General features: G+C 49.0%; 7 protein-coding genes. 2 read left to right on the top strand and 5 right to left on the bottom strand.

Translation table 11 applies throughout. The features are described from left to right. Positions 1-578: 578 nt before the first annotated feature. Complete coding sequence (locus ACN0TT_RS00450) at positions 579-788, bottom strand: cold-shock protein (protein ID WP_417760184.1); 210 nt, start codon at positions 786-788, stop codon at positions 579-581. Between the two features lie 963 nt (positions 789-1,751). Beyond that, entirely contained in the window at positions 1,752-2,828 is a 1,077-nt protein-coding gene (locus ACN0TT_RS00445; protein ID WP_417760183.1) for a GGDEF domain-containing protein, read from the bottom strand. Positions 2,829-3,153: 325 nt separating this feature from the next. On the opposite strand from ACN0TT_RS00445, the gene ACN0TT_RS00440 reads away from it, so the two are divergent. Then, a complete protein-coding gene (locus tag ACN0TT_RS00440; RefSeq protein WP_417760182.1) occupies positions 3,154-3,795 on the top strand; it encodes a VOC family protein in 642 nt (213 codons plus the stop codon). Positions 3,796-4,336: 541 nt separating this feature from the next. Here the strand turns inward: ACN0TT_RS00440 and ACN0TT_RS00435 are convergent. Genes ACN0TT_RS00435 through ACN0TT_RS00425 form a run of 3 tightly spaced genes read right to left on the bottom strand, consistent with a single transcriptional unit; the run spans position 4,337 to position 8,911 of the window. Beyond that, the gene (locus tag ACN0TT_RS00435; RefSeq protein WP_417760181.1) at positions 4,337-5,734 is read right to left on the bottom strand and encodes an efflux transporter outer membrane subunit; all 1,398 of its coding nucleotides are present in this window, start codon (positions 5,732-5,734) and stop codon (positions 4,337-4,339) included. Positions 5,735-5,737: 3 nt separating this feature from the next. Next, positions 5,738-7,681 (bottom strand): MacB family efflux pump subunit, encoded by a 1,944-nt coding sequence (locus ACN0TT_RS00430; protein ID WP_417760180.1) that lies wholly within the window; start codon positions 7,679-7,681, stop codon positions 5,738-5,740. Between the two features lie 3 nt (positions 7,682-7,684). Then, the gene (locus tag ACN0TT_RS00425; protein WP_417760179.1) at positions 7,685-8,911 is read right to left on the bottom strand and encodes an efflux RND transporter periplasmic adaptor subunit; all 1,227 of its coding nucleotides are present in this window, start codon (positions 8,909-8,911) and stop codon (positions 7,685-7,687) included. 376 nt (positions 8,912-9,287) lie between these two features. Between ACN0TT_RS00425 and ACN0TT_RS00420 the strand changes: the two genes are divergently transcribed. Beyond that, entirely contained in the window at positions 9,288-11,189 is a 1,902-nt protein-coding gene (locus ACN0TT_RS00420) for a methyl-accepting chemotaxis protein (RefSeq protein WP_417760178.1), read from the top strand. Positions 11,190-11,719: the final 530 nt, after the last annotated feature.

The following is an 11,719-nucleotide window of genomic DNA, read 5'->3' as shown; positions in this document are numbered from 1 at the left end:
ATGGTTTCAGTATTGATATAACTATCATGCAGCTTTGTGGTGATGGTGTTCATTGAGTCGGTTTAATGATTTTGCCACAGAGTGGGAGTTGGGCTTAAATTTTATCGCTGTTTTTTTGCGCTTTATTTCGGGAGCGTAGCTGGTGGGGTTAAGAAAACAGCAGTGTAAACATGCTCAATAAAAAAATATGTCGATATACCCAAGCCAACCAAACTACTCTCGTCTGCACAATGTTTATGTCAATTTCTGCATCCAGGCACTATCAATCTAAATAGCCAATCTTAATACACCGATATTTTTGTGCGGGGTTCTGCTTGTTGTTTGGCGCGCAATAGATGGCTTTCATCAATCATGATGACATGGTTTCATCCCTAAAATAATGCTGATGGTACCGTGCTTGGTATATGGCTTTCGATGTTAGCGCCTTTACCGTAGCAGAGGTAATGTGATTTATTGCCCATAGGGATGGCGATGTGGTTTTTAGGTAAGAGGTATGGCTGGGTGGAATAGGGCGGGGTAAGCCCCAACAAAAAAGGCATATCAGAAGATATGCCTTTTAGCTAAAACTCGGTGTCTAATTACAGAGCAACGATGTTTTCAGCTTGAGGGCCTTTAGCACCTTGAGTTACTTCAAATTCAACTTTTTGACCTTCGTCCAAAGTTTTGAAGCCTTCACCAGTAATAGCGCGGAAGTGTGCAAACACATCTGGGCCATTTTCTTGAGCGATAAAACCGAAACCTTTGTCAGCGTTAAACCATTTTACAGTACCGATAGTTTTATTAGACATAATAATATCCTTTAAATATAGAGTGTTATAAGCCTTTATTAGGCGAGTTAGCTTGGAAATCAGCCTTTAACTTAGAAACTGCAGGACGAAGAATTATGACTAATGCGGCGTAATGTAGGTTTTAATTCGAAGCGTTCTTTTAAGCTGGGCTCATAGTAGTGAGATTGTCTGCATAAGTCCAGTGTTATTTCGCTTATTCAGCGAATAATTACTGCCCATATAGCTAGCAATACTTAAAAGCTGTCTTCAAAAGCGTGCAGAACATTATTTGATGATAGATTGTAGTAACTACTGCAGATGGCAATCTTGCGGTTAAATGGTACGGGGCGTACGATGTCCCGCCTCGGCTACTGTCAGCACCAGCGCAAGAGCAAGAAAGCTTAAATATCACACAACGTATTTAAAACCGCTGTTAGTACCTGCTCTAGGTAGTCGGTGCTACGGTATACTTGCTTTTGTTTGGGGAGCCAGACTGGTCAGGATGTTTCCGTTCTAAGCATATTCAACGCCATCTTCCGCGCTCCTGAAAGCACCATGCGCCATTTATCAATGAGCTTGCAACTATCCTGTCATCTAACTGGCTCTGTGATTTTGACCGATGCGAGCTAGGTAACTCATAGTTTAGAATTGTTGAAGCACAAGGATGTTTTGGGCGCAGTCGGGTGTGCGGACATATCGGCTTTAAATCTTTCGAGGGCAAGCAATGACACAGTAAAAAATCTTTCTCCCCATAGGCCAACACTAAAGCGCGCTGTTTGGGGGGTGAGTAAACGAAATCCCATTTATGCCGCGCTGCATCTATATCAGTCCAATACTAAAGGCCGTATGTTCATACACCGCCGACCGTAATTACACATCCCAAGAAAGTTATCACCTCAGCACTAAAGTGGAAACGACAGTCGCTCCTTAACTGAGCATGCGCGAGTCGACCGCTATCCACCAAAGTAAGCGAGCGGCGAAATCCTAATTCGCCATCGCTTCAGCCGTGTTTGATGCGGTGCAACTTACTGTAATATTGCGTCCGTCACGTTTGGCTTGATAAAGCGCGGCATCGGCGTTGCGGTAGAGTGTATCGAGGTTCTCGCCATCGTTTGGCCAACTGGCAATACCGATGCTGATAGTGAAATTGATGCTGTGATTTTGATAATTGAGGCGATGCTGTGCCAGCTGTTTCCGCAAATGCTCCGCCACATGATACGCGTTGCTGGCATCACTCTGTGCTAACAGCACACAAAACTCCTCGCCACCTACCCGAAACAACCAATCAGTAGCGCGTGTGTTGCGGCGGAGCTCTTCCGCCAGCTGCGCCAGTATTAAGTCACCAGCTTCATGGCCGTAGTTATCATTCAACTGCTTGAAAAAATCCACATCAATCAACAACAACGCAAAATGTCGTGACTGTGGTAATTGTTGATGCTGAAGCACCAAGCGTTTAAAAATGGTTTCTAAGTGCAGGCGATTATACAGGCCAGTCAGTGGGTCGTGAGACGCGACCTGCTGCAGTTGGTTAATCACACTGAGGCGGCGGGTTTCATAAACGTGGCTCATGATCCAAATGGCAAGGTAGCTAGCGATAGCATTGACCATGAGCGGCACATCAAGGCTGCCATCATCGAGTGGTTGAGTGGTGATCATTAATACCACGCCAATACTGCCAAACAGTAAGGATAATACTGCTCCAGCGCGTAACCCCATCAGCAGTAAACTGAGTGGTGGCATCATCATTAGCCAAAAAAAGCCATCGACATGCATTGCCTTAGTTGCAATACCGCTGGCAATAATGCTGAACACCATCAGCAGTAATAAGCCGCTCCATAGCCGTAGGCACTTAATCTGCGGTAAACGCCATAAAAACACCACACAGTAGAGCCCCACAATAGTTTCCACAATGATGAACGGGCGGCCGTTGACGGCATAAACGTTGCTGAATGCCATTAAAAATGCCAGCAGCGCAATTATCCACAGCATAGTACGCAATAAACCACGGCGATAATGATGACCATTGTCCCATATAGCCTGCAGCATTGAAGTTTTTGGCATGTCCGTTGACCAGTTTAAATGTGTGAAAAGGGGACTGATATTGTTGTTTTAGTCTTCGCGGCAAACCTTACGCGTGTTGCGTCAAAAAATCTACGTTATAAATTCTTATAAAATGTAGGTGGTTACATGCAAAATTTACAAGGATGTCAAATAAATGTCTATTCAGTCTTGCGGTGCGTGCTGCTACTAATGAATATAGCTGGTGTTCTGGGCAAAATGTTTTTTGCAGTAATGGCAGCGTTCTGCTTTATTTTTATGTAGTTAGCAATATGTCGTCCAAAGGCTTAGCGACATGTATCTGCAGTTTTCAACTAAGGCTAGCAATATGGAGATCGATCATTTAGTTATTTTCTGTAGTCCTGGCGCGCAAGAAGTCGAGTTGTTAAACGCCTTCGGGCTGCACGATGGCGTGGCGCGTAGCCATAGCGGACAAGGCACCGCCAGCCGTTGTTTTTTCTTTGGCAATTGCTATTTGGAGCTGCTGTTTGTTGAAGATGAAGCGCAACTGCGTAGCCATGCCACCCGCGTTACTCGACTGGCTGAGCGGTTGCTGCAAACCGACAGCAATACTTCACCGTTCGGCGTATGTTTCAAACAGCCATATCCTGACTTGAAAACGTTAGACTATCGCCCAGAGTTTTTGCCAGACGGTTACCGTTTATCACTCGCCAGCGATAATCCAACCAGTGAGCCGTTGTGGTTCTTTATCGAAATACCCGATGGTGAAGCTCAGCCGTTCCAACGGCAAAACATCAATTGGCAATCGGAGTTGCATCAGTTAACCGCAGTGCAACTGACGATTGCCCAAGGCCATAGTTTGTCTGCCACGGCCCAAGCGGTGATGGCGCATAGTGGTATCGAACTGTTTGCCGATGTTACCCCGTTGATGGAGCTGACTTTTGATCATGGTGCGCTTGGCGAGAGTCATGATTTTCGGCCAGCATTGCCGCTGTTGTTACGTTGGTAGTGTTATTGGCATCGGTGTTCGTCAGGTTGTATCGATGTTGTTTACCTGCTGATGAGTAACGACTAGCACTGTTAACTTTTTGCTTGTTAGCGATTCAGATTGCACGGTGATTTCCTTTCACTCAGCATGCAAATTATTGCTGTTGACGTGGTAAATTTTTTTAGCCATTTAAGGTGATGAAAGGCGAGACAATTTTCTACCAGCAACAGATTTTTTTATCGACGGTAATGCAGTCCGGTGATATCCGAACTATGCTCAATCTAGCGACGTTAGCGAAAGAACCTTATCGCGTAATTCTCGCGCGGTTAACCATTTTTCCTATTGAATTTAAAAGTTTTATTTCTTTTGGTGTGATAGCGGCTTTGGACGGGCTGTGAGGTTGAGTTGTGACTGCTGGCTAAATTTCCATACCAGTGTTAGCACGACATTTTTGTTGCGATTTTTTGCCGTTTCCCGTCGGCTCACGGGACTGTGGCAGAAGCCAAACCGGCGTTCCCACGCCGGTTTTTTTCGTGGCAATTTATCAAGTGCTTGGCGGCGGTTATTGCACTATTGCTGGCGCAATATCTCGACCTCCGAGCGCTTGGTACAAAGTGGACTGTGCCGTCAGTTGGTTGAGGCGGTTTTGCAGTAACGATGCTTCCGCGTTACGCATGGTTTCTTGCGCATTGAGCCAATCTTGAATACTCACTGCACCATTGCGATATTGACTGGCATAGATCTTCTCTGCAGCAACCGCTGAATCATATTGCAGCTGCAGTTTTTCGCCTTGGTAGGCGTACTGCTGCCGCGCCGAAATGGCGTTGTCCACATCTTCAAATGCTTGATATAGCGCTTGCCGATAGTTAATGGTGGCTGATTGATAATCGATATCAGCAATGTCATTGTTGAGCGACATCTGTCGCCATTGCAAAAACGGTAGGGTTAATCCTGCGCCTAATGTGCCGATTGGATTACGCAATAAGTCTTTTAACTGACTGGAGCTATCGCCGACCGAACCTGTGAGTGTCAGTGCCGGGAAATACTGAGTGAACGTGGCATCTTTAGCGGCCAGCGAGGCTTTTAACTGATACAACGCCGCTTTGATATCGGGGCGACGCACCAATAAATCGGCGGGAACACCCGCATTGATTTGTGGCACCTTGCCCTCGGGCAATTTATCAATACTGACCGGAAATTGCTCTGGTGGCCTATCAAACAAAATCGCCATGGCATTTTGCGCTTCTACCAACTGCTGTACTAACTCGCTGTGGCTGGCTTCTTGCCCCGCTAAGCTGCGCTGCGCTTCAAGCACGTTCAACTGCGATACTGCACCAGTGGCATATTGTTGCTGAGTCAGTGTCAGTGTTTGCTTGGCGTAATCAATACTGTTCTGGCTTAGCTGCAACCGCTGCTTTAAGTAGCCAATCTGCCAGTACAACGAGGCAGTAGTGGCGACTAAGGTTTGCGCCGTGCTTTCACGGTCTTGTTGGCTCGCCATGGCGGACCAACGTGCTTGGTCAACATCGGCACTGACGCGGCCCCACAGGTCAACTTCATAACTAACTGACACCGCAGCGTTGTAGCTAGTGCTGCTGTCGCCGCCATCTAACGGTTTGCTTTTATTAACCCCGGTGTTGGCTGACAGTTGTGGCCAATATTGGTCATCGGTAATGCCAGCTTGCAAGCGAGCACGTCGTAGCGTCAATGTGGCTAACGCCAAGTCATTGTTGTTGGCCAGCACTTGCTCAATCAGTTGATTCAGTTCGGGGTTATCAAACGAGGTCCACCAAGGATCCATATTCACTTGGCCTGCCACTTGGGTTTGCTGCCAACTGGCGGGAATGGTCACTTGTGGTTCGGTAAACTCACTGCGGGTAAACACTCCACAGCCAGTGAGCAGGGTACTGCACACGGCAAGTGCGGCTAAGTGGATTTGTATTTTGTGTTGTTTCATCATCTATTACTCTCTGGCCAAAGCGTCGACAGGGTCGAGACGGGCAGCATTACGTGCCGGTAAGAAACCAAATAACACCCCAATCAAGGTAGAGCAGCCAAAGGCGGCGACAATCGAGCTGGTGGAGTAGATCATCTGGAAGCTACTTCCTGCGGAGGAGAAGCCAAAACCGATTAAGAATGACAAGCTAATACCTAGGATACCGCCGCACAGGCAGACCAAAATCGCCTCAATCAAAAACTGACGCAGAATATCGCCTTGGCGTGCACCCACAGCCATACGTACGCCAATTTCGCGGGTACGTTCCGTCACCGATACCAACATAATATTCATTACGCCGATGCCGCCGACGACCAGTGAGATAACCGCGATGGCGGAGATCAGCAATGTCATGGTGGCGGTGGTCTTTTCAATATTTTGTCGAATGGTATCAGTGTTGATCGTGAAGAAGTCCTCTGTGCCATGGCGCATTTTCAACAGGCTAATAATGCCTTGTTCTGCCGCAGCATTTGGCGCATCGGAGCTGACCCTTACCGAGATACTATCCAGATAGTGTTGGCTCATCATACGACCGCCAACAGTGGTAAATGGTACCCACACCGTCAACGCATCGTTGTTACCAAAGGCACTCTGTTTTTTCTCGGTGACACCAATAATGCGTACGGGCAGATTACCGAGGAAAATCACCGCGCCAATCGGGTTGCTATCCGGAAATAGCTCGCGCTTGGTGTTGTCATCGATAACCGCTTCCTGTGCCAAGGTATCAACACTGGCGGCATCCCAATATTGCCCCGCAGCTAATTCATAACCTCGTACGCGGAAGAAATCTGGGCCAACACCGCTGACGGAGGCGCTCTTCGCTTGGTTGCCGTAACGAATCGTCACGCTAGTGCTGATAGACGGTGTGACACTATCCACAAACGGCAGGTTATTCAACGCATCAGCATCGGTGGCGGTGAGGGTGCGGATCCGGCCTGAACGCCGATCACCAAAGCCACTACCGGGGCGCACGTCAATGGTGTTGGTGCCCATTGAACTGATGTTTTGCAAAATCGCTTGCTGTGAACCTTCGCCCAGTGCAACCACTGAAACCACCGAGGCAATACCGATAATAATCCCCAGCATGGTCAAGAAGGTGCGCAACCGGTGCGACGACATGGCCAGCAGCGCCATCTTCAGTGCTTCGGTAAAGTTATCCCAGTTTGCCATCCAGTTACGTGGCTTGGCTTTTTTCTCTGGAATCGCTTTGGCAGTCGAGATCGGTTTGTTGCGGCGGTCGGCGAAGATCACCCCATCTTTAATCTCAATGATGCGATCGGCATATTCGGCCACCTGCATATCGTGGGTCACGATGATGATGGTGTGTCCATCTTGATGCAATTCTTGCAACAGCTGCATCATCTCTTCACCGCTGTGACTGTCGAGTGCACCAGTAGGTTCGTCGGCCAGAATCACATCGCCACCGTTCATCAAGGCGCGCGCGACACTGACACGTTGCTGCTGCCCACCACTGAGTTGGCTCGGTTTGTGATCAAGACGTTCGCCCAAACCTAAACGTGACAGCAACTGCTCTGCACGTTCATGGCGCTCATGGCGGTCCTTACCTGCATAAATCGCTGGCACTTCAGCGTTGCCTACGGCAGTGAGATCGCCCAGCAGGTGATAGCGCTGAAAGATAAACCCGAAGTATTCGCGGCGTAGTTCGGCCAGTTCGTCGGCTTCCATTTTCGAGGTATCTTGGCCATTGATGAAGTATTTCCCTTCAGACGGCTTATCCAAGCAGCCGAGAATGTTCATCAAGGTAGACTTACCGGAACCGGATTGGCCGACAATTGCCACCATTTCACCACGCTCAATGGTGAGATTGATGTCGTGTAATACCGTCAGTTGCTGCTCGCCCGCGGGAAACGAGCGATACACACCACTGATTTCAAGTAATGGATTGCTCATAAATTACAGTCTCACAGAGCGGCCAAAGCGGCTGGAATAACTGTTGCCTGATGGCATACCGATCACGACCATATCGCCTTCTTGCAGGCCATCGATGATCTGGGCATACACCTTGTTATTGATGCCTACTTTTACGTCGCGATATTGCAGCTCGCCGTTAACTAATACTGGCACTTGATATCTGGCGGCACCATTTTCGCTGCGTCGCGCTGGCTTGGCGCCGCCGTTGCTTGGGCCTTTCTTGGCTAATTGCAGCACTTGCGCTGGAACTAACAGCGTGTCTTTAGCTTGTTGCAGCACAATAGAGACTTGTGCCGTCATGCCAATGCGCAACGCGCGGTCGGCGTTTTCGACATCAAACAGGCCGTTATAGTAGATAGCTTCAGAGTCGCTAGAGGTCATGTCTTTATCATTACCATCCATCGAGGTCGGCCCAGGCTCAATCGCGCGCAGCGTGGCGAAGTATTTCTTATTCGGACTGCCCAAAATGGTGAAATACACCTGTTGGCCGGGCTTAACATTGACGACGTCGGCTTCAGAAATCTGCGCTTTGACGGTCATTTTATCTAACTGCGCCATCTCGATAATGGTTGGGGTAGTTTGATTGGAGTTTACCGTTTGGCCGACTTCCACCGCGTTGTACACCACAGTACCATCCATCGGTGCCGAAATCGTGGTATAGCCTAAATCCACTTTCGCGTTGTCTACCTGAATTTCCGCCTGTGCTTGTTGGGCAATCAACTGCTCCAGTTCGGCTTTATAGACAGTAAGATTGGCATCGGCCTGTTCGTAATCCGCCTTGGAGCTGGCGTTATCGGCCAACATCGCTTTTTGGCGGGCAAATTCGAGTTCAGCTTGGTGAATTTGGGCCACCTTAGCACGGTATTGGGCTTTGATGCTGTTGAGTGACGCTTGGGCGTTTTTTAAGCTGTTCTGCTGGGTCAGGCTATCAATCTGCGCAATCAAATCGCCTTTATTGACTTCTTGGCCTAGCTCAACAGCCATGCTTTTGATCTGCCCTGATACCTGAGCACCAACGTTGACTAACTTATAAGCTTGCAACATGCCGTTGGCGAGTACGGTGTTTTCGATGTCACCTCGCTGCACGGTTTCAGTGGCATATTCCGGCGCCTGTTTCGGGCGCGAGCTGTAGTAGAACACGACAGCGAGCACAATCACTGCGAGCACGGTAACGGTAGTAATGAGCTTGCGTTTAGCGGATTTTTTCATTTTGCAGACGATCCCTGAATGTCCACTACAACCCAATGTCAGTGGAACCAAAGTGATAAAACTGAACCTGCTCGCAGTATATCCAGTTTCCGTTTTTCACAGCGTGTGAAAGTGTAAGGATTTAGTAAAGATAAACAAATCAACGTATAAAAATGCAGTAAATCAGCGCGATAGACACAATTTGTTAATAATTATTAACCTTTGCACATATTTTGAACGTGGAAATTGGGGGCACTAATGGAGGGGGAATGAGCGGAATGTTGTGATGTCATGGTTCTGTCATTGAAGCTTCTTAAACTAGCGCTATTTAATGTCACGGCAGACTTAGGTAAATGATGCCGTTACGCCGTGGCTAGGTCCGTTGAAGGATGTGTTAATGGCTGCTCGGCGTTTTACTTTCACTCAATTTTTTGCCCTTGGTCGACGCCTGCGGGTGCGGCTATCACTGACTCAAAAAGTGATTGGGGGATTTTCTCTACTCGGCATGTTGCTGCTGGTCAGTGCCGCCGCCAATCTTCTTTATGGGCAGCAAGTGCAACAGCAATTACGCTTGATGACCGATAGCGCCACGCCGTTGGTGCTACAAACCAACCAGCTGGGTAAGGTGTTACTCAATGCCGACCGCCAACTGAAAAGCATTTCCAGTATTGACGATAGCCATCTCGCCATCACCGCCATTGATAACTTTGTTAGCGCACAAACCGAGTTTGATGCCGCGTTGCAACAGTTACAGCAACTAGCGCAGCAACATGAATCGTTGCTGTCATTGATTGCGCCGTTGTTGAGCCTCGACGAAGATTACTTTGCCCAAGGCAAACAGCTCGGAGAGCAGCAGCTTGCCATGCTCAATGCCAGCGAAGCGTTAATCGCCGCGCAACAGCAATGGCGGCAACTCGAGCACAATGCACTAATCACTGAGTTGCAACCGGCTGTCATAGCATTGGTAGCCGCCAGTGATGAGTTTGAACTCAGCCAAGCGCAACAAGTGCTGCAATCACAATTAACCGCGGCGCCGTCGACATTGACACAGCGGCTCAACACGCTTCAACAGGCCAAAGTCCAACAACTGCAAGCCAAACAGCAACGCCAAGCGTTGATCGATTTAACCGGTGGCACGATTGATTACGCCATTGCAGTGTTGGGAGCGGTCGACCAAGCGGCACATCAGTTAGTCACCGATAGCGCCACTGAGGTCACGCAAGCGCTGCAGATCGGTTTCTGGTTAACTCTCGGCATGTTGCTGAGTTCGTTGCCGTTGGCATTGTGGGTCACACTGAATATCTACCTCTCAATTAAACGTCCCCTTAACGAGTTGCTGCAGGTGCAGAATGCCGCTGTCGCGGGAGATTTGAGCCAACATGTTGCTTATAGCAGTCATAATGAGTTTGGCTTACTGGCCAACAGCACTAACACGCTTATCAGCCATATTCGACAGATGTTGCAGCAGTTCACGGATGGCGCCTCGCAGTTAACGCAGGTGTCAGAACAGACTCGTGAACGCTCGCACAGCACACATAGCGCATTGGATGCGCAGCGGGCGCAAACGCAGCAGGTCAATACCGCTATGAGCCAACTTGCCGCAGCGGTAGAAGAGGTGGCTCAGTCGGCGGCGCAGTCACTGGACAGCGTTATCGAAATGGGCGCTGCCGTGACCAAAGGACGAGAGCAGGTCTGTGTCAGTATGGCCAGTAATGAAACGCTCGCCAGTCACCTACGTGAAGCCAGTGACTCACTGCAAACGGTAGATCGCTCGGCCAATGATATCGGTGGCGTGTTAGATGTGATTAAAAGTGTGGCTGAGCAAACTAACTTGCTGGCGCTAAATGCTGCCATTGAGGCGGCGCGCGCCGGAGATCATGGCCGCGGTTTTGCGGTAGTTGCCAGTGAGGTGCGAACTTTGGCGCAACAAACCGGTGAGTCGGCCAACACCATTAAACAGATTATTGAGCAGCTGCAGCAAGGTGCCCATGCCACAGTGTCTTTGATGGAAAACTGTCAAACCGCGATGGCCGAGGGTTTACAGCACAGCGCCGATACGGCCGATTGTATGCGCCTGATCCAGCAATTGATTGATGGCGTCAGCCGTAATAGCGAACAGATCGCCAGCGCTGCTGTTGAGCAACAAAGCAGTTGTGAGCATATTGCCAGCAATGTACGCCAAATTGCCGAGACTACTGAAGACAGCTATGCCGGTGTCAGCGCTTTGGCTGCATCGAGTGAACATTTAGAGCATCTGGTTGCAGCGCAAGAGCAGCTCGTTAAGCAGTTTCGGGCCTAGGGGCTGTTTATCTTTGCTGGTTGTTTTTGCAGTAGACAGCGCGCGATTTAGGCAAGGCAGGTGATGTGCCGTGTAGTTATTCTCCACAAACAGCACCTAACGCTGGATAAATTCCGCGCTGTCGCTGCCCGAAGGGTTCATTTAAACGCCTCCTGAACATTGTTGTGCCCAGCTTGCTTAGTTGACTAAGCGTCGCAGGCCTCGCCTCGTTCATAACGCGTTTAATTTGAACAAAAATTAAACGCTAAAGGTCAACAGCCCCTAGTGGCTGTTGACCTTTGTTGTTCGTTTTTACAGCAGGAAGATCGGGGGGTAAGTCAGGCAGGTGCCGTGCTAAGTAGTCATTATCCACTAATCGCACCTAACGCTGGATAAATTCCGCGCTGTCGCTGCCCGAAGGGGCCATTTAACGGCAAGCTGAAGTTTGTGCATCCAGCTTGCTTAGTTGACTACGCGTCGCTGGCCACGTCTCGTACATCACGCGTTAGATTTTTGTGTCAATGGCTCAGCATTGGTGGCAACTGCACCTT

The organism is Shewanella sp., from assembly GCF_048265805.1.
Taxonomy (GTDB): domain Bacteria; phylum Pseudomonadota; class Gammaproteobacteria; order Enterobacterales; family Shewanellaceae; genus Shewanella.
This window is presented reverse-complemented; position numbering and strand designations above follow the sequence as displayed.

What these genes read in the sequence shown, in the direction of transcription:
- ACN0TT_RS00445 (WP_417760183.1), bottom strand. Translation starts at nt 2,828, where the DNA reads ATGCCAAAAACTTCAATGCTGCAGGCTATATGGGACAATGGTCATCAT.
- ACN0TT_RS00430 (WP_417760180.1), bottom strand. Translation starts at nt 7,681, where the DNA reads ATGAGCAATCCATTACTTGAAATCAGTGGTGTGTATCGCTCGTTTCCC.
- ACN0TT_RS00420 (WP_417760178.1), top strand. Translation starts at nt 9,288, where the DNA reads ATGGCTGCTCGGCGTTTTACTTTCACTCAATTTTTTGCCCTTGGTCGA.
- ACN0TT_RS00450 (WP_417760184.1), bottom strand. Translation starts at nt 788, where the DNA reads ATGTCTAATAAAACTATCGGTACTGTAAAATGGTTTAACGCTGACAAA.
- ACN0TT_RS00425 (WP_417760179.1), bottom strand. Translation starts at nt 8,911, where the DNA reads ATGAAAAAATCCGCTAAACGCAAGCTCATTACTACCGTTACCGTGCTC.
- ACN0TT_RS00435 (WP_417760181.1), bottom strand. Translation starts at nt 5,734, where the DNA reads ATGATGAAACAACACAAAATACAAATCCACTTAGCCGCACTTGCCGTG.
- ACN0TT_RS00440 (WP_417760182.1), top strand. Translation starts at nt 3,154, where the DNA reads ATGGAGATCGATCATTTAGTTATTTTCTGTAGTCCTGGCGCGCAAGAA.